Consider the following 19,515-nt stretch of genomic DNA (forward strand, 5'->3'; position numbering starts at 1 on the left):
AGAAAAGAATGCGTTTTTTTCAATGTGGCAGATACATTGCTTATATAAATACAAAATTATTGCGGGAGAGAGGTTCATTGAGAACCCGCCGAAGGAGCAACAAGCCCGGAAACTCTCAGGCAAAAGGACTGTAATAATTAAAAAATCTGGAGAGAAGCTTAGATTTATAAGAATGGAAAACAATAACTTATAAATTATAAACTCACCGAAGGGGAAGATCTAAACGTTAAAAGGTAACGTTGGGGTCGAAACTCTCAGGTACCAATGACAGATGGGCTGTACTGATGAAATGTTTTTGCATTTCTGAGGAGTCTGTTATGCCACATGTTATTGTGATAGGTGCGGGAATCACAGGGGTTACCTCTGCTTATGAATTATCGCAACTGGGTTATCAAGTCACAGTGATTGATCGACATTTATATCCTGCAATGGAAACATCATTTGCCAATGGAGGGCAATTATCGGCCTGTAACGCCGAAGTATGGAACCAAAAAGCCACCGTGATTAAAGGCTTTAAATGGATGAGACAAAAAGATGCTCCTCTATTGTTGAACCCTTCATTTAGTTTGCATAAGTATAGTTGGCTAGTTGAATTTCTATCACATATTAAAAACTATGAAGCAAATACGATCGAGACTGTCCGTTTGGCATTGCTTGCTCGTAAGCGTTTGTTTGAAGTTGCTGAAAAAGAGCAGCTTGAGTTTGATTTGGAGAAACGTGGAATTCTCCATATGTATCACAGTAAGGCTGACTACGAGGTTGCTAAACAAGTTAATAACGTATTGAACAAAGGTACATTGGAACGCTATTCAGTTTCCCCTGATGAAATGAAAACAATAGAACCATCTTTGACGGGTGACTATTTCGGTGGCTATTACACACCAAGTGATGCGACGGGTGATATTCATAAATATTCAACCTCTTTGGCCGAGAAGACTAAAGAATATGGCGTTCAATATAAGTTCGGCCTAGAAGTTATGGATATTAAGTGCAGCGCAGACAAAGTAGTCGTAACTTGTCAGCCAAGTGCTGAGCATCCTTATCTGGTTGAGTCCGATAACATTCAGCTAGAAGGTGATGTACTTGTAGTTTGTGGTGGTGTAGGGAGTTATCAACTTGCCGATATGATTGGTGAGCGAGTAAATGTGTATCCAGTAAAAGGTTATTCAATTACCGTGCAATTAAAAGATGAGCACAGTGTAAAGAATGCTCCTTGGGTGAGTTTACTAGATGAAAGTGCAAAAATTGTGACTTCTCGTTTAGGTAAAGATCGACTGCGTGTGGCAGGGACTGCTGAGTTTAATGGCTATAACCGCGACATACGGGCTGATCGTATTCAACCATTAGTGAATTGGGTTAATCGTAACTTTGATATTTCAACTGAGCATGTGGTGCCTTGGGCAGGGTTAAGACCAATGATGCCGAATATGCTGCCTGTTGTTAAGCAATCTAAACAACCTCGTGTTTTTTATAATACAGGGCATGGGCATTTAGGTTGGACTTTGTCTGCGGCAACCGCAGTTTTAGTCGGTCAGGATATTGCTCAAAAATATCCAGCGTAGAAAGTAAAAAGCCAGTGTTCAAACACTGGCTTTTATTTTAAGCGTTAATCATATAGGCGGTAGATTCCGCTAAAACGTTCACAGCCTTTTTGCTGAGTTTTCACATTAAGTAAAGCTTTTTGAAAATTAAACTGATATTTACAGTTGTGCTCATTGTCTAAAATCTCACTTTTTTGTTCAGGTGAACTATAGGCCATCAATGAGATCGTTTGAGTTTCTTTGCGGTTATTTGGATTGCGGTATGCTATCCCTTCAATCTTAATTTTATCTTTTGCGAGCTGATGGACTTGAATGTGTACAGGCTGAGCTGCTATATGTCCATTTTCAAACTTAAGATAATGCTGGGTAAGCGTTTGCTTAAGTGAAGCATAAAAATTTAAGTCATCAGTACGTAAATCAAACTGTTGTTGAATACATGTATTACTCTTACATTGCTGAGTATGCTTAGACCATAACTTTTGTGTATCCTGTAAAAGCTGTAAGGGGGCATCAGTAACTAAATATGCAGAAAGATATTTATTATTGAGTTCTTTTCTTGATTCACTAAATGTTTTTGAGCAGATTTTAAGCTCAGCTCCAGTATTGGGGCAGTCTATTGATTCTGCAAAGACAAAAGTTGAACATAAACAACTCAGTGTCACGACAAAACTTAATCTTTTCAATTGATTCATATCAGTATTAGACAGCATGATCGCTTATACTTTCAGTCTACTTTGCTAGGTGTACTATAGCGAAACAGAACGGCTGAATACAAGATTTCTTAAGTTTTTATGGAAGGTAATAATTTATATGGTTGCTCAGATTCGTATTGGACAAGGAATGGATGTGCATGCCTTTGAAGAGGGGAACTTCGTTACATTAGCGGGTATTCAAATTCCACATACACATGGTTTGAAAGCGCACTCTGACGGTGACGTTGTACTTCATGCGCTATGTGATGCTTTATTAGGTGCTTTAGCGCTTGGAGATATTGGACAACATTTTCCTGATACTGACCCAGAATACAAAGGCGCAGATAGCCGAGTATTGTTAAAGCATGTTTATCAATTAATCTTAGACCGTGGTTATCAGTTAAATAATGCCGATATTACGGTGGCTTGCGAGCGTCCAAAATTAGCTAAGCATAATCTGGAAATGCGTCAAAGCATTGCTGACGTTCTAAATGTAGATATTAATCAAATTAGTATTAAAGCAACGACAACCGAAAAACTCGGGTTTACCGGTCGTCAAGAAGGAATTTTGGCTACAGCGACGGTTTTAATTTCTCATCACACCAAGTGATCTGCCTGTTGTAAAGACTGTTGAAGTTCTAAAGTTGCCTTACGGCCTTGTAGCTGTAAGGTAATACTATGAATGAGTCCAGTCCAAGTCTCATTAGGTTCCCAAATTTCGTGCAATAAATCCTGAGAAGTCGGCATATCCATATTCATATAAAACTGTCTATAGACATACATCAGGCAACTTACGCGTTTATTTTTGGCGCAATGTATCCAAATAATTTCATTTTGCACTAAATGATCAATCAAATCTAAAACTAATAAGCACTGCTCAGCAGAAGGCATCTCCCAATCAATTGGAATATGAATATAATTTAAACCTAGGTCTAAACAAATACGGTCTTCATTTTCAAGATGATTTGAAGCATTAGTTAAAGCAAGGTTAATGACTGTGCTACAACCAAACTCTTTAATCAATTTTAGTTGTTCAGCAGAAGGCTGGGCCGAGCTAAATAAATGTTCATGAATAATCGAAAATGCGGGAATTTGAGATAATGATTGTTCAAGGGTTGTCATGATCGCACTCTACAAGAGTAGGCTTAGCTTATTGTGTAGAATGTTATACACGATTCTAGAGAATAGTTAAAATACAGCCTGCTTATATATTCGGCAACGTTATCAAATTTTTAAAAATAATTAACTGGAAAAGTACAAGTCTTATAAAATAAAAAACAGCATCATAAAGATGCTGTTTTTTTAAACTCAAAATTTAAGCTTTTTTTAGATTTTCATTCAATAAAAATTCGACTAAAGCTTTTTGAGCATGGAGACGGTTTTCTGCTTCATCCCATACGACTGCATTTTTATAATCGAGCATGGTTTCAGAAATTTCTTCGCCACGATGAGCAGGTAAGCAGTGCATGAATAAACAATCTGGGTGAGCAAGGCTCATTAATTTTTCGTTAACCTGAAAATCAGCAAATGCTTTTTCACGAAGTTTTTGCTCTTCTTCTTGGCCCATACTTGCCCATACATCAGTCACGATGAGGTCAGCATTTACTGCTGCATCTTCCGCATTATCATAAAGCTCAACGCAATGACCAAACTCCGCTAAAAATTCAGGTTTAGGTTCATATCCTTTTGGCGATGCAATTTTGAGTTTGAAACCCATCATGTGCGCAGCTTCAATATATGAATTACACATATTATTGCCATCACCAATCCAAGCAATGGTTTTGCCTTCAATGCTACCGCGATGTTCAATATAAGTCTGTAAGTCAGCAAGTAACTGGCATGGATGATGATCATCAGTTAAGCCGTTAATTACAGGAACTTTTGAATAAGATGCAAAGCGTTCAACAATGTCATGACCGAAAGTACGAATCATCACAATATCAAGCATACTTGAAATTACACGTGCTGAATCTTCGATTGGTTCACCACGGCCTAATTGTGTGTCACGAGGCGATAAAAAAATCGCACTACCGCCAAATTGATTAATACCTGCTTCAAAAGAGATACGTGTACGCGTACTTGATTTCTCAAAAATCATTCCCAATACTTTACCGACAAAAGGCTGGTAGACCTTATTGTCATGTTGCATTTTTTTAAGTTCGCTTGCGCGTTCTAAAATGCGATTAAGTTCTAGAGTGGATAGATCACGTAAAGTCAGGAAATGTCTTAGAGCCATGTAGCTACTCCATAATAATTGTTTTGAAATATAACAATTATCTGTTGTTGGCTGGGTGGATGTGGGAAAAAAGAAGTCTACTATACTATAAGCATTTTAAAATGCAAAAGAATTAGACTTTATGATGGCCTTTTAAGAAAATATCTACACAATATTCAATATAATCAAAAGCTTCTTTCTCATCTGGAAGAGCTGGCATACCCATAATCATACGCCATTCAATATCTCGTAAAATCCCAAAATACATGAGTGAAGAATAATACGGAGAATTACATGTAATTTCGCCTGATTTATCCGCAAACTCTAATGCTTGAGTAAGTGTATTTTGTAAATTATGTACCCATTTGTCATATAAGTATTGTATGAGGACAGTGTTACATTCGGTCTGTTCAATAATAAGCCTTAAAAATGCAACATGTTCGGGCTGAATAATATGAATATACACACGATTAAGTGTTTGAATCAGATATTCTCTTAAAGTGCTTTTCTCTGGTTGGAATGGAATGCAAATGTCTTTAAAAAACATTTCACGCTTATGATCACATATAGCCGTAAAAAGTCCTTCTTTATTGCCAAAATATTTATAAATAGAAGCCTTAGAGCCACCTGCATGATTAACAATATCATCGAGAGATACAGCATCATATCCTTTCTCTAGGAACAGCTCGGTCGCGCTTAACAATAGAGCTAAACGACGTTCAATACCGCGGCGTGTTTGAGGTTTCTCACATGCAAGGTGATGTGAATCCAGGACTGAATCATGCATAAAATTTAATAACAACAACTGACTTTGCTTATCTAGTATAGCAAAACTATCTTTAGTGATGGTCATAACCATTTTTTTAGATCATATGCTGAACAGTAAGTGGCTAATTCAAAAAATAAACTAATAGAAAATATAAGCTTAGTGTTGGTTGTAGAAGGGTTTGATGATGTAACCTTATGTTTACATTATATTTTAATCAAAAATCTGATTGAAAAAAAGCGGCTAAGAATGACTTAACCGCTTTGAAGTTAAATAATGAGATTTCTAGGCTTCAGTTTGAGTAACCTTGTGCTCATCTTCTTCGTCATCATCTGCAGAATCCATTCCAAGTTCCTTTAACTTGCGTGTTAAGGTGTTGCGACCCCAACCTAATAATTCCGCTGCGTGACGTTTGCGTCCACGTGTTTGTTGCAAGGCTGCGTTAATCAATGTGCGTTCAAACATTGGTGTGGCAATATCCAAAATTTTCATTTCACCATTTTTAAGCTTTTGAATAGCCCATTGATTTAGTAGTTCATCCCAATGATGTAGAGAAATACGTTCAAATGAAGGTGCTGTTTGACTAGAATCACTATTCTTTTGCAATGGAACTTGTTTGAGCTCAGAAGGTAAATCTTCCGGATAAACTTCGCGGCCCGTAATCATTACAGTTAGCCAGCGGCAAGTATTTTCAAGTTGTCGTACGTTACCCGGCCATGGTAACTGTTGCATGTAGTCCGTTGTTTCAGTGCGTAGGATTTTTGGACTTACGCCAAGCTCTTTACCTGCACGCGCAAGGAAATGCTGCGAAAGCATTGGAATATCTTCACTACGGTGGGCAAGCTTAGGAATGTGAATACGAATCACATTTAAGCGGTGATATAAGTCTTCACGGAAGCGGCCTTCATTTACCAGTTTCTCTAGATCCTGATGCGTTGCCGCCACAATTCGAACATCTACTTTAACGGGAATATGTCCGCCTACACGATAGAACTCACCGTCAGCGAGTACGCGAAGCAATCGAGTCTGAGTTTCAAATGGCATATCACCAATTTCATCAAGGAACAGTGTTCCACCATTTGCCTGTTCAAAGCGGCCTTGATGCTGAGTATTTGCCCCTGTGAAAGCGCCTTTTTCATGACCAAATAACTCGGTTTCAATCAAGTCTTTTGGTATCGCAGCCATATTTAAAGCAATAAAAGGCTTGGCACGGCGTGGGGAGTGCTTGTGTAAAGCATGAGCAACTAATTCTTTACCCGTACCCGATTCACCATTAATTAAAACAGTAATATGAGATTGCGATAAACGGCCGATAGCACGGAAAACCTCCTGCATTGCCGGAGATTCACCAATAATTTCTGTTGATTGAAGAGGTGAGGCTGTTTTTGTAGCTTCTTGCTGTTGTAGTTTATTAATATGCAGGATCGCACGATTGACTAAAGCTAAAGCTTCATCAATATCAAAAGGCTTTGGTAAATATTCAAACGCGCCTGTTTGATAGCTTGATACAGCAGACTCTAAGTCAGAATGTGCTGTCATAATAATGACAGGTAAATCTGGATGAGTGTTTTTGACTTTAGATAAAAAAGTTAAACCATCAATTCCAGGCATGCGGATGTCAGTTAAGATGACATCGGGAGCATCATGGTGCAAACGTTCAAGCGCAGTTTGAGCTTCTTCAAAATTGGTAACATCAAAACCTTCCTCTTTAAAGGTCTTTTCCAATACCCATCGCATGGCGCGATCATCATCAATAACCCATATTTTATTTCGCGACACGGTCTGACTCCCAAGGTAAATATAAGCTAAAAATTGTTTTTCCAGGAACAGATTGGCATTCAATCATTCCGTTATGTTGATGCATAATATTCTGTGCAATACTCAGGCCAAGCCCAGTACCTTTTGCTCGTCCAGTAACCAATGGATAGAATACTGACTCCAAAATACTTTCAGGAATGCCTGGTCCATTGTCCTCTATGTCGACTCGCACTGTAGATCGATTTAGTACACCGTTAATTGTGACAAGACGTTGTATACGTGTACGTAGAATTAACTCCGGTTCGTGATCTATAAAAAATGCTTTGTTTTCTGTGATGGCTTGAATTGCATTTACACTAATGTTGAGCATGACTTGTATTAACTGATCACGATCGGCATTAACATCGGGTAAAGACAAATCATAATCCCGTATAATTTTAATTTTCTTCTTTGTCTGGTTGGCGATAAGTGAACGCACTCGCTCCAAAGGCTCGTGTACGTTAACATTTTCATAACTTGGGAGTTGTCTAGAACCCAACATAGTATCTGCCAAGTTAGTTAAACGATCTACTTCATTAATAATGACATCTGTAAATTCAGCATAACTCTTATCGTTTAAACTGCGAGCGAGTAATTGAGTTGCACCACGAATACCTGCCAGTGGGTTCTTAATTTCGTGAGCAACGCCACGTACAAGTTGTCTGGCCACCTGATGTTGTTGTACCAGATTTTCTTCTTTAGAAATCTTTAACATACGATCAATCGGGTTGAGCTCAATCAAGAGTAATGGGTGATAACTTTTACCTGCATTTAATTGAGACACTGTGTAATCAACATGAAGGTCTTTAAAGTTGACATTAATAACCGCTTCTCGACGAGTATAAGGTTGACCCGTTTTAATAGTGTTTAATAACGCTTCATGTGTATTAAAAGTATCATCTGGTGCATGAAGTAAGTTCAAAACCGGCTGTCCTGAAGCTCGAAGCAAACTAATGTCAAATAGTGCTTCGCAGGCAGAATTTAAGTAAAAAATATTCAAGTTACTATCGATCAATAAAATCGCAGTAGTTAAGTTGTCTACCAATAGGCGATAGTCGATAGGGTTGTGTTGATCCATTAGCGAATCGTTCCTGTCTTAAAATAGCGCAATGGCATCTTCATTGATTATCGGATTTTCACCGTTATAGAACATGAACGATGCAAAATATACGCCAACTTTGTTTATGGGTTATTTTAAAGTTTTAAAGTATTTAAAAACGCGCTGAAATCGGTCTTTATATCGGTTGATCAAAACTGATAGCTTGAATATAGATAATAACATGATCCAACTTGGTGCAAAGGTGAGTTTTGGTGCAAATGTTGGTCGTATTTTGGTGCATTACACAAAGAGTAGGCTTTCCACCTATGCTTGAGACGAGAAAAGACATACAATACGCGCATTCAAGTGGAGCGCAGATTCATGAAGACCCCCAAAGTCGGTTTTGTTTCTTTAGGTTGTCCTAAGGCATTGGTAGATTCTGAACGAATTTTAACTCAGTTAAAGACTGAAGGTTATCAAGTTGCATCAGATTATGATGGTGCTGATTTAGTTGTTGTTAATACCTGTGGTTTTATCGAATCTGCGGTACAAGAGTCGCTAGATGCAATTGGCGAGGCCATGAGTGAAAATGGTCGAGTAATCGTTACTGGATGCTTAGGTAAAGACGAAGACAAAATTCGTCAAATGCATCCAAACGTTTTAAAGGTTACTGGTGCAGCAGCTTATCAAGATGTAATGGAAGCTGTACATGAATATGTACCAGCACCACCTAAACACAACCCGTTTGTTGATTTGGTTCCTGAACAAGGAATTCGCTTAACACCAAAACATTATGCCTATTTAAAAATATCTGAAGGATGTAACCACCGTTGTACCTTCTGTATTATCCCAAGTATGCGTGGCGATCTAGTATCGCGTCCAGTTGGAAGTGTACTGGAAGAAGCCGCTGCGCTTAAAAGAGCAGGTGTTAAAGAAATCTTGGTTATTTCCCAAGATACATCAGCATATGGTGTAGATACCAAGTACAAACTTGATTTCTGGAATGGACAGCCTGTTAAAACAAAATTCTTTGATATGTGTGAAGCACTAGGCCAACTTGGTATCTGGGTGCGCTTACATTATGTTTATCCATACCCACATGTTGATGCGGTTATTGACTTAATGGCACAAGGTAAAATTCTGCCATATCTTGATATTCCATTCCAACATGCAAGCCCGCGTATTCTTAAGTTAATGAAGCGTCCGGCTCACAGTGAAAATACACTCGAAAAAATTAAATTGTGGCGTGAAAAATGCCCGGATCTTGTGATTCGTTCTACATTTGTAGTGGGTTTCCCAGGCGAAACTGAAGAAGATTTTCAAATATTGCTCGATTGGTTAGTTGAAGCTGAACTTGATCGTGTTGGCTGCTTTACCTACTCACCAGTAGAAGGCGCTACGGCAAATGATTTACCCGATCATGTGCCTGAAGAAATTAAGCAAGAGCGTTACGAGCGCTTTATGCAAGTGCAGCAACAAATTTCTGCTGCTAAGTTGCAAAAACGTATTGGTCAAACGATGACTGTATTAGTCGATAGTTTGGAAGATGAATATCCTGTTGCTGTTGCACGTTCTTATGCCGATGCTCCGGAAATTGACGGTAATGTCTTTGTAGAAGATATCGATAAGAGCACTATTCAACCAGGCGATATGTTGGAAGTCGAAATCACCGATGCGGATGAATACGACTTATTTGCAAAGTTAATTAAAATTAAGTCGGTTTAATCGATAACGATTCAAAAAAGCATTCAGTTTAAGAGGTTTTGGAGCAAACTCATGGCGGAAACAATTAGCCCCCGTTATTCACGCATTTTATTAAAACTATCTGGTGAAGCATTATCAGGTAACAAAGACATGGGTATTGATGCCCAAGTTCTTGATCAAATGTCCCTTTCAATTGCTCACTTAGTTGGCTTAGGCGTGCAAGTGGGTATCGTTGTTGGTGGCGGTAACTTGTATCGTGGTAGTCAGTTGCAAAAGGATGGCTTGGTTGGTCGTGTAACAGGCGATCAAATGGGTATGCTTGCAACTGTAATGAATGGTTTGGCTATGCGTGATGCATTGGTTCGCCGTAATATCAGAACTCGCCTTATGTCTGCATTACCAATTGGTACAGTAGTAGAGTCTTATTCAAGTCGTGATGCTATCCGTCACTTGAGTCAGGGTGAAGTTTGTGTTTTTGTTGCTGGTACAGGAAATCCATTCTTTACGACTGATACGGCAGCTTGCTTACGCGGAATTGAAATTGAAGCAAATTTAATTCTAAAAGCGACCAAAGTAGATGGCGTATATAATAAAGATCCAAGTAAATACGAAGATGCGGTTAAATATGATCATTTAACCTTTGATCAGGTATTGGACGAAAAACTTGGTGTTATGGATTTGACAGCTATTTGTTTATGTCGTGACCATAATGTGCCATTACAAGTTTTTGATATGAATAAATCAGGCGCGCTATTGTCAGTAGTCATGGGCGAAAAAGAAGGTACACGCGTTACTAAATAATGTACGTGTTGACGAAAGCTCTTTATACTAGCGCTAAATTAAATTTGTTAAAACATCCTTGAATAAATAAGTAAGGTAGATCATATGATTAACGATCTGAAAAAAGACAGCGAACAGCGTATGTTGAAAACTCTTGAGTCTTTGGAACTAGGGTTTGCTAAAGTTCGTACCGGCCGTGCACACCCATCAATCTTAAATGGGGTAATGGTTCCTTACTACGGTTCTGATGTGCCTTTAAATCAAGTGGCAAACGTTGGGGTTGAAGATTCTCGTACACTTCTTGTTCAGCCATTTGAACGTACAATGGTTTCAGCTATTGATAAGGCAATTCGTGAGAGTGATCTTGGTTTAAACCCGATTACTGCGGATGCCATTCGTGTACCTTTACCTGCATTAACTGAAGAAACACGTCGTGATATGCAAAAAATTGCGCGTAGCGAAGCAGAAAATGCAAAAGTTGCAATTCGTAATATTCGTCGTGATGTATTAGGTGATATCAAAGCATTATTAAAAGAGAAAGAAATCTCTGAAGATGATGAGCGCCGTGCAGGTGACGATATCCAGAAAATCACTGACAAATATGTTGCAGAAGTAGACAAGCGTCTTGCAGCGAAAGAAGCAGAATTGATGAAGGTCTAAATTTTATGACCGATTCAGAAGAGTATCATCTTCCTAAGCATGTTGCCATCATCATGGATGGCAACAACCGCTTTGCAAAAAAAAATCAAATGCAAAAAGGTGATGGACATCGAGAGGGTAAAAATGTTCTTGATCCTATCGTTGAACATTGTAAAAAAACAGGTATTCGTGCTTTAACGGTTTTTGCATTTTCAAGCGAAAACTGGAATCGACCACAATTTGAAGTCGATCTGCTTATGAAGCTTCTTGAAGAAACTATTCATGAGCAAATACCTCGCATGAAGAAATTTAATATTGCTTTGCGTTTCATCGGTGATCGTTCCAGATTACCGTCACACCTAGTTGCCTTAATGGAAGATGCCGAGCAACAGACAGCACACCATAACACTATGACCTTAACTATTGCTGTGAGCTATGGTGGGATGTGGGATATTGCAAATGCAGCAAAACAAGTTGCTGAAGCGGTTTCCCGTGGTGAATTTGGTGCTGATCAAATAAATGTTGATTTGTTCGAAAAATATGTCAGTCTAAACGATCTGCCAGCTGTGGACTTATTGATCCGTACAGGTGGAGATTATCGCATATCTAATTTCTTGTTATGGCAAGCAGCATATGCGGAGCTGTATTTTACTGATACTTTATGGCCAGAATTTACAGTACAAGAATTCGATCATGCATTGAATGTTTTTTCAGGGCGTGAACGTCGTTTTGGCAAAACATCTGAACAAATTCAGCAAGAGAAAATAGAGAACTTATAATGTTAGAGCGGATTGTTACCGCATTGGTACTTGTCGCAGTTGTTTTAGGCTGTATGTTTGCTACGCAATCACATTATCCAATGTTGGTTCTTATGATTGTAGCAGCAGGGGTTGCGGGGTATGAATGGTATAAATTAATGCCCCATGAAACTGTAAATGCTGTAAAGCCAAAAGCTTGGTGCTACGGTCTGCTTGTTGCATTCGTTTCGGGCGTTGCTCTATTTTTCCATGATATTGCATTACTGTTGTGGTCAGCTTCAATTTTGACTTGGCTTGTAAGCGTTTATTGGGTCAAATCTTTTCCTGAATTTGATGGGTGGTATAACGCTACTCTATATGTAATTGGCATTATTTTAGTTTGTGCTGCGGTAACTTCAATTTTTGTTGTCTGGCAAAGTTCGCCTTGGTGGTTAATGTATCTGTTCTTGCTTGTGTGGGGTGCAGATAGTGGTGCTTACTTTGTTGGCCGTAAATTTGGTAAAAGAAAACTAGCGCCAACCGTAAGTCCGAACAAATCAGTAGAAGGTTTATATGGTGGTGTTATCACGACCATACTGGTAATGTTGGTTGTGCAATATCAGTATTTAAATTTAACTTTAATTCAGCAAATTCTGTTTCTTATCTTGTCACTGATTACAGTATTCGGTTCAGTTTTGGGTGATTTATTTGAGTCAATGATTAAACGTCGTGCTGGTATTAAAGATTCTGGACGTGTACTACCTGGTCATGGTGGTGTTTTAGATCGTATTGATTCTTTACTTGCTGCAGCCCCGATCTTTGCAACGGGAATGTATATATTAAAACTTATTGGTGTAGATTTATAAATGACACAATCTGTTTGCATATTGGGTGTAACCGGTTCCATTGGGCAAAGTACCTTAAAAATTTTAAATCAACATCCTGATAAGTATTCAGTATTTGCAATTTCAGCTCATAGTCGAATTTCTGAATTGGTTGATATATGTAAACAATTTCAACCAAAAGTTGTAGTTGTTCCAAAGCAAAAAGTTGACGAATTAGCAGCTTTATTTGTAAAGAGTGAATTACAAAATATTGAAATTTTGACTGATCAGGAAGGGCTGGTAAGTATCGCATCTCACCCTAATGTTGATGTAGTTATGGCTGCAATTGTTGGAGCGGCTGGTTTATTACCAACATTGGCGGCTGTAAAAGCTGGTAAACGCGTATTGCTTGCTAATAAAGAAGCTTTGGTCATGTCTGGTGAAATCATGATGCAAGCAGCACGTGATCATCAGGCATTATTATTACCAGTAGATTCAGAACACAACGCTATTTTTCAGTCATTACCTCATAATTATTTAGAGGCTGAAAGAAATGGACAACCGCAACAGGGTGTATCAAGAATCTTATTGACCGCTTCAGGTGGACCATTTTTAAACCATTCGTTAGAACAATTAGAAAAAGTTACTCCTGCCCAGGCTTGTAAGCATCCCAACTGGTCTATGGGACAGAAAATCTCAGTTGACTCAGCTACTCTTATGAATAAAGGGTTAGAGTTGATCGAGGCGTGTCATTTGTTTTCAATATCTGAACATTTTGTTACAGTTGTTGTTCATCCGCAAAGTATTATTCATTCTATGGTGCAATATGTTGACGGTTCAACATTGGCTCAAATGGGTAATCCAGACATGTGTACACCGATTGCCCATGCATTAGCATGGCCAGAGCGTTTACAGACTAATGTTCCTGCTTTAGATTTATTTGAATATTCTCAGCTTAATTTTCAAGCACCGGATATTCAGAAATTTCCAGCACTTGATTTAGCCCGTCAGGCAATGCGTGCGGGAGGGCTGGCACCTACTATTTTAAATGCTGCAAATGAGGTTGCCGTTGCTGCATTTTTAAAGGAACAGATTGGATTTACAAATATCCCACAAGTGGTAGAGCATACTTTGCAAAAATTGGAAAACTCAGTTGCTGATAATATCGAGTCTATTTTGAATAAAGATGAAGTAGCACGACATGTAGCACAGCAGTATATATCAAGTATAGGAGGCTGAAATGAGCGCATTATTTATGATTGCAGCAGCAGCTCTCTTGCTCGGTCCATTAATTGCAATTCATGAGTTTGGTCATTATTGGGTGGCAAGAAAACTTGGTGTTAAAGTTTTAGTCTATTCCATCGGTTTTGGTCCGACATTACTTAAATGGACATCAAAAAAATCTGGAATTAAGTACCAACTTTCAGCTTTGCCTCTAGGTGGTTATGTAAAAATGCTCGATGAGCGCGAAGGTAATGTTGCAGAGCAAGATTTACCTTATGCATTTAACCGTCAAAAACCATGGAAGCGTATAGTAATTGTTGCGGCTGGACCTTTAATTAATTTGATTTTTGCTGTTTTACTTTTCTGGATTTTATTTTTACCAGCACAGGAACAAATAAATACAAGAGTGGGTAAAGTTATACCCAACTCGCCAGCTGCAACAGCTCAACTGCAAGTAGGTGATAAGATTGTTGCTGTTGACGGAAAGGAAACGCAAACTTGGGAAAAACTTAACTTTGCTTTGATTGATCGTGTAGGTGAAACTGGTAGCTTGAATATCGATGTAGATCGTGCAGGTACTGAGAAAAATATTGTTTTACCAATTAAAGATTTTTTAAAAAACCAAAATGAATCAGCTTTAGATGTATTAGGTTTTTTACCCTATCGTCCCGTTATTCCTGCTGTTGTAACGGAGTTGACTGCAGATGGGGCAGCAATTCGTCAAGGAATGAAAGTCGGTGATCGTATTGTTTCAATTAATGGTCAAGTAATGAAAGACTGGTTTGATGTTGTGGAAGTTGTGCAACATTCACCAGAAAAATTACTAAGTATTGATGTGTTGCGTAATGGTCAACTCGTTCATTTGCAAGTCATGCCTCAAGGAAAGCGTGACAATATGGGACAAGTGAGCGGTGTCTTAGGCGTAAAAAGTGATGCAGGAAAAATTACAATTCCTGACGAATATAAGCAAACAATTCAATATACTCCAATACAAGCTTTCCAGATGTCGCTAGATAAGACTGGCCAAATCTCTAGCATGATATTGAGTTCGATAGTAAAAATGGTTAAGGGTTTAATTGGTTTAGAGAATCTTTCTGGACCAATTACAATCGCGAAAGTAGCGGGACAAAGTGCAGAAATGGGATGGCAAACTTTCATCTCATTTATGGCTTTAATGAGTGTAAGTCTTGGAATTTTAAATTTATTACCAATTCCAATGCTAGATGGTGGACATCTCGTTTATTACATTATTGAAGCTATTCGTGGTAAGCCTGTTTCTGAACAAATACAAATGTTTGGTCTAAAAATTGGTATGGTACTGCTCGGTAGTATGATGCTTTTAGCTTTATTTAACGATTTTATGCGTTTGTAAACGTATATGGATTTATAACTTACTGGAAAAACTGGCATGCGGCACACACATTTTTTAATGCCTTTGGCACTTGTTAGCGCTATGGCAGCGGTACAACAAGCATATGCAGCTGATGATTTCGTTGTTCGAGATATTCGTATAGATGGATTGGTCCGTCTAACTCCTGCAAATGTTTCTACCATGTTGCCAATCAACAGTGGCGATCGCGTTAATGAACCGATGATCGCAGAAGCAATTCGAACATTGTATGCCACTGGACTTTTTGACGATATTAAAGCATCACGAGATAACGATACTTTAGTTTTTAATGTTGTAGAGCGCCCAATTATTTCAAAACTTGAATTTAAGGGTAACAAACTTATTCCTAAAGAGGCTTTAGAGCAAGGCCTCAAAAAAATGGGCATTGCCGAAGGCGAAGTTTTTAAGAAGTCAGCTTTACAAACAATTGAAACTGAATTAGAGCAGCAATATACTCAGCAAGGACGTTATGATGCTGATGTAACGGTTGATACTATAGCTCGCCCAAATAACCGTGTTGAACTTAAATTAAATTTTAATGAAGGTACGGCAGCTAAAGTTTTTAATATCAATATTATTGGTAATACTGTTTTTAAAGACAGTGAAATTAAACAAGCTTTCGCAGTTAAAGAAAGTGGTTGGGCTTCAGTTGTAACCCGTAATGACCGTTATGCTAGAGAGAAAATGGCAGCGAGCCTTGAAGCTTTGCGCGCTATGTATCTCAATAAAGGTTATATCAATTTTCATATCAATAACTCACAGCTTAATATTAGTGAAGATAAAAAGAATATCTTTATTGAAGTTGCTGTAGAGGAAGGTAGTCAGTTCAAATTTGGTCAAACCAAGTTTTTAGGTGATGCACTTTATAAACCTGAAGAACTGCAAGCTTTAAAAATCTATAAAGATGGCGATACTTATTCTCAAGAAAAAGTAAATGCTGTTAAGCAGTTGTTATTGCGTAAATATGGTAATGCCGGTTATTACTTTGCAGATGTGAACGTTGTTCCGCAAATTAATAATGAAACGGGTGTTGTTGATCTAAACTACTATGTAAATCCAGGTCAGCAAGTAACCGTACGTCGTATTAACTTTACAGGTAATAGCAAAACTGCTGATGAGGTATTGCGTCGTGAAATGCGTCAAATGGAAGGCGCTTTAGCGAGTAATGAAAAAATTGATTTGTCTAAGGTTCGTTTAGAGCGTACAGGATTCTTCAAAACAGTTGATATTAAACCAGCTCGTATCCCAAATTCACCAGATCAGGTGGATTTAAATGTAAATGTTGAAGAACAACATTCTGGGACTACAACATTAGCCGTAGGTTACTCGCAAAGTGGTGGTATTACATTCCAAGCAGGTTTAAGTCAAACTAACTTTATGGGAACTGGTAATCGTGTTTCGATCGATTTATCTCGTTCTGAAACTCAAGACTACTATAACTTAAGTGTTACTGACCCTTACTTCACGATTGATGGGGTAAGTCGCGGTTACAACGTTTACTATCGTAAAACGAAACTAAATGATGACTATAACGTTAATAACTATGTTACCGATAGTTTTGGTGGTAGTTTAAGTTTTGGTTATCCAATTGATGAAAACCAAAGTTTAAGTGCTTCGCTTGGTGTTGATAATACTAAAGTAACGACTGGTCCTTATGTCTCTACGTATGTACGTGACTATTTGTTGGCAAATGGTGGCAAACCAACTGGTAAGTCGACTTGGTGTCCAAGTGGTAAGAATGAGACTGATCCTAGTACACAGAAACCAATACCGGATACATGTGAAGGTGGGTTTGAAGAATATAATAGTGCTTTCGAAAGTGAATTTTTTACTTATAACTTAAACTTAGGTTGGTCATATAACACCTTAAATAGGCCAATTTTCCCAACTTCAGGTATGTCACATCGTGTTGGTCTAGAAATTGGTTTACCTGGTAGTGATGTGGACTATCAAAAGTTGACTTATGATACTCAGGCATTCTTACCAATTGGTAAATCAGGATTCGTACTTCGCGGTTATGGTAAGCTTGGTTATGGTAATGATTTACCATTCTATAAAAACTTCTATGCGGGTGGTTATGGCTCAGTTCGAGGATATGATAACAGTACACTTGGACCAAAATACGCAAGCGTAAATTTACAAGAAACTAGGCAAAATGATAGTTCACCAGAAGAAGTGGGTGGTAATGCTTTAGTTCAGTTTGGTACAGAGCTTGCTTTACCTTTACCATTCAAAGGTGATTGGACTCGTCAAGTGCGTCCGGTTTTATTTGCTGAAGGTGGTCAAGTTTTTGATACTAAATGTGATATTAATAATACTGCCTACGGAACTAAAGGCATGAAGATTAATGGTCAGCAAATTGATGATGTTAGAAAATATTGTGAAGATAACTATGGTTTTGATTTAGGCAATATGCGCTATAGCGTAGGTGTTGGCTTCACATGGATCACCATGATCGGACCATTATCTCTTAGCTATGCATTCCCTCTAAATGATAAGCCTGGTGATGAAACTAAAGAGATCCAGTTTGAAATCGGTCGTACTTTCTAAGTACGACTTGACTAAACATGAAATAAGGACACAAATTTAAATGAAAAAATTAAATATATTAATGTTAGGACTAGGTCTGACAGTTTCTGCCATGACTAATGCTGCTGGTTATGGTGTTATTGATCTTGCTAAAGTTGTTGAAAGTAGTACTTATTTAAAACAACAAAATGCAAGTTTAAATCAATCTGTTAAACCAACAACAACTCGTCTTGAGCAGTTGGGTAAAGAGTTAGAAGGCCTTCAGCGTCAAGCCCAAACTCAAGGGCAAAAAATGAAAGAAGATGATATTAAAAAGCTTCAAACTCAATATCAGTCAAAATTAAATGAATTTAATTCAACTCAACAAGGCTTGCAATCTAAAGTTCAAACTAGTTTGCAAGGAATGAACTCAACTTTTGAGAGTCGTGTGAAGCAAGCAGCTGAACAATTACGAAAAGAAAATAATCTTGACTTCATTTTGAATAAAAATTCGACCGTTGCCTATGACGCTAAATATGATTTAACTGATAAAATGATACAAAAGGTTAATTCAATGAAATAAATTAATGAAAGTGCAACATTATCGTTTAGATGAACTAGCTCACCTAGTGAATGGTGAGTTAGTCGGTGCGGGTAGTCTTCAATTCATAAACCTAGCAAGTTTAGAAAATGCTGAACCTTCTCATATTACTTTCGTAAATGGCGAAAAGTATATCGATCAAGCAAAGGCTAGCCGTGCGGGTGCGTACATTGTTACAAGCTCTATTAAAGAACAGCTTACTGATAAACAAAATTTTATTATTGTTGATAATCCATATTTGGCTTTTGCCATCCTTACCCATGCTTTTGATAAAAAGATCACATCAATAGGTATTGAAAGTACTGCTCAAATTCATCCTTCTGCAATTATTTCTGAAAAAGCATATATTGGCCATTACGTTGTAATCGGTGAAAATTGTGTAGTAGGTGAGAACACGATTATTCAGTCTCATACTCGTCTGGATGATAATGTGGAAATTGGAAAGGATTGTTTTATCGATTCTCATGTCACCATTACTGGCGGTTCTAAATTACTTGATCGTGTTCGAGTTCATGCAAGTACTGTAATTGGTAGTGAAGGCTTTGGCTTTGCACCATATCAAGGTAAATGGCATCGTATTGCACAATTAGGTTCAGTTATTATTGGTAATGATGTCCGTATTGGATCAAATTGTAGTATTGATCGAGGGGCACTAGATAATACGATTTTGGAAGATGGGGTAATTATTGATAATCTTGTGCAAATCGCACATAACGTTCATATTGGTTCCAATACAGCTATTGCTGCTAAATGTGGAATTGCTGGAAGCACTAAAATTGGCAAAAACTGTATTCTTGCAGGAGCTTGCGGTGTGTCTGGTCACCTTTCAATCACTGATAATGTGACTTTAACTGGAATGTCAATGGTCACAAAAAATATTTCTGAAGCTGGTACCTATTCTTCAGGAATTGGATTATTTGAAAATAGTCATTGGAAAAAGACAATTGTACGCTTGCGACAATTAGCAGATGTGCCATTGACCCAAATCACTAAACGACTTGATCATATACAAGCTCAAATAGAGTCTCTTGAATCAACTTTTAATTTGCGTAAATAGA

The 19,515-nt window shown here is 38.0% G+C and carries 18 protein-coding genes and 1 riboswitch; of the genes, 12 read left to right on the top strand and 6 right to left on the bottom strand.

The window, feature by feature from the left end:
- The first annotated feature begins 52 nt into the window (after positions 1-52).
- Positions 53-141: riboswitch (glycine riboswitch) on the top strand.
- Between the two features lie 176 nt (positions 142-317).
- Positions 318-1,562 (top strand): D-amino acid dehydrogenase, encoded by a 1,245-nt coding sequence (locus AW165_RS14870; RefSeq protein ID WP_060466281.1) that lies wholly within the window; start codon positions 318-320, stop codon positions 1,560-1,562.
- A gap of 44 nt (positions 1,563-1,606) precedes the next feature.
- Here the strand turns inward: AW165_RS14870 and AW165_RS14875 are convergent, their stop codons facing one another.
- Positions 1,607-2,251, bottom strand: a complete 645-nt coding sequence (locus tag AW165_RS14875; protein WP_060466282.1) for a hypothetical protein — start codon at positions 2,249-2,251, stop codon at positions 1,607-1,609.
- Between the two features lie 100 nt (positions 2,252-2,351).
- On the opposite strand from AW165_RS14875, the gene ispF reads away from it, so the two are divergent.
- The gene (ispF, locus tag AW165_RS14880) at positions 2,352-2,843 is read left to right on the top strand and encodes a 2-C-methyl-D-erythritol 2,4-cyclodiphosphate synthase (RefSeq protein ID WP_005068887.1); all 492 of its coding nucleotides are present in this window, start codon (positions 2,352-2,354) and stop codon (positions 2,841-2,843) included.
- On the opposite strand, the gene AW165_RS14885 is transcribed toward ispF, so the two are convergent.
- The 5 genes from AW165_RS14885 to glnL all read right to left on the bottom strand — a co-directional run bounded on the left by AW165_RS14885 (position 2,831) and on the right by glnL (position 8,089).
- Positions 2,831-3,355: a protein tyrosine phosphatase family protein gene (locus AW165_RS14885; RefSeq protein WP_019767677.1), complete on the bottom strand. Its 525-nt coding sequence runs from the start codon at positions 3,353-3,355 to the stop codon at positions 2,831-2,833. The genes ispF and AW165_RS14885 overlap by 13 nt on opposite strands.
- A gap of 193 nt (positions 3,356-3,548) precedes the next feature.
- Complete coding sequence (argF, locus tag AW165_RS14890; RefSeq protein ID WP_060466283.1) at positions 3,549-4,469, bottom strand: ornithine carbamoyltransferase; 921 nt, start codon at positions 4,467-4,469, stop codon at positions 3,549-3,551.
- Positions 4,470-4,581: 112 nt separating this feature from the next.
- Positions 4,582-5,235 (bottom strand): TetR/AcrR family transcriptional regulator, encoded by a 654-nt coding sequence (locus AW165_RS14895; RefSeq protein ID WP_005803466.1) that lies wholly within the window; start codon positions 5,233-5,235, stop codon positions 4,582-4,584.
- Between the two features lie 264 nt (positions 5,236-5,499).
- Positions 5,500-6,993, bottom strand: a complete 1,494-nt coding sequence (glnG, locus tag AW165_RS14900; RefSeq protein WP_060466284.1) for a nitrogen regulation protein NR(I) — start codon at positions 6,991-6,993, stop codon at positions 5,500-5,502.
- Positions 6,980-8,089 (bottom strand): nitrogen regulation protein NR(II), encoded by a 1,110-nt coding sequence (glnL, locus tag AW165_RS14905; protein ID WP_002115631.1) that lies wholly within the window; start codon positions 8,087-8,089, stop codon positions 6,980-6,982. The genes glnG and glnL overlap by 14 nt, the downstream gene beginning before the upstream one ends.
- Before the next feature lie 342 nt (positions 8,090-8,431).
- Here glnL and rimO point away from each other — a divergent pair, with 342 nt between their 5' ends.
- The 10 genes from rimO (at position 8,432) to lpxD (ending at position 19,514) form a co-directional block, all read left to right on the top strand.
- On the top strand, positions 8,432-9,775 hold the full coding sequence (gene rimO, locus AW165_RS14910; RefSeq protein ID WP_002115588.1) for a 30S ribosomal protein S12 methylthiotransferase RimO: 1,344 nt from the start codon (positions 8,432-8,434) through the stop codon (positions 9,773-9,775).
- A gap of 51 nt (positions 9,776-9,826) precedes the next feature.
- Entirely contained in the window at positions 9,827-10,555 is a 729-nt protein-coding gene (pyrH, locus tag AW165_RS14915; RefSeq protein WP_000852257.1) for a UMP kinase, read from the top strand.
- 84 nt (positions 10,556-10,639) lie between these two features.
- Positions 10,640-11,194, top strand: coding sequence for a ribosome recycling factor (gene frr / locus AW165_RS14920; RefSeq protein ID WP_002115638.1), 555 nt, complete (start codon positions 10,640-10,642; stop codon positions 11,192-11,194).
- A 5-nt stretch (positions 11,195-11,199) separates the two neighbouring features.
- Complete coding sequence (gene uppS, locus AW165_RS14925; protein ID WP_002115643.1) at positions 11,200-11,952, top strand: polyprenyl diphosphate synthase; 753 nt, start codon at positions 11,200-11,202, stop codon at positions 11,950-11,952.
- Positions 11,952-12,776 carry a phosphatidate cytidylyltransferase gene (locus AW165_RS14930; RefSeq protein WP_014206990.1) on the top strand — a complete coding sequence of 275 codons (825 nt, stop codon included), beginning with the start codon at positions 11,952-11,954 and terminating at the stop codon, positions 12,774-12,776. The genes uppS and AW165_RS14930 overlap by 1 nt, the downstream gene beginning before the upstream one ends.
- On the top strand, positions 12,777-13,973 hold the full coding sequence (ispC, locus tag AW165_RS14935) for a 1-deoxy-D-xylulose-5-phosphate reductoisomerase (RefSeq protein ID WP_060466285.1): 1,197 nt from the start codon (positions 12,777-12,779) through the stop codon (positions 13,971-13,973).
- Position 13,974: 1 nt separating this feature from the next.
- The gene (gene rseP / locus AW165_RS14940) at positions 13,975-15,330 is read left to right on the top strand and encodes an RIP metalloprotease RseP (RefSeq protein WP_060466286.1); all 1,356 of its coding nucleotides are present in this window, start codon (positions 13,975-13,977) and stop codon (positions 15,328-15,330) included.
- A gap of 36 nt (positions 15,331-15,366) precedes the next feature.
- Complete coding sequence (bamA, locus tag AW165_RS14945; RefSeq protein ID WP_057068308.1) at positions 15,367-17,898, top strand: outer membrane protein assembly factor BamA; 2,532 nt, start codon at positions 15,367-15,369, stop codon at positions 17,896-17,898.
- Between the two features lie 40 nt (positions 17,899-17,938).
- Positions 17,939-18,439, top strand: coding sequence for an OmpH family outer membrane protein (locus AW165_RS14950; RefSeq protein WP_014206985.1), 501 nt, complete (start codon positions 17,939-17,941; stop codon positions 18,437-18,439).
- A 4-nt stretch (positions 18,440-18,443) separates the two neighbouring features.
- A complete protein-coding gene (gene lpxD / locus AW165_RS14955) occupies positions 18,444-19,514 on the top strand; it encodes a UDP-3-O-(3-hydroxymyristoyl)glucosamine N-acyltransferase (protein WP_014206984.1) in 1,071 nt (356 codons plus the stop codon).
- The last annotated feature ends 1 nt before the right edge of the window (position 19,515 follow it).

This window comes from Acinetobacter sp. LMB-5, assembly GCF_001541635.1.
In the GTDB taxonomy this organism is placed as follows: domain Bacteria; phylum Pseudomonadota; class Gammaproteobacteria; order Pseudomonadales; family Moraxellaceae; genus Acinetobacter; species Acinetobacter pittii.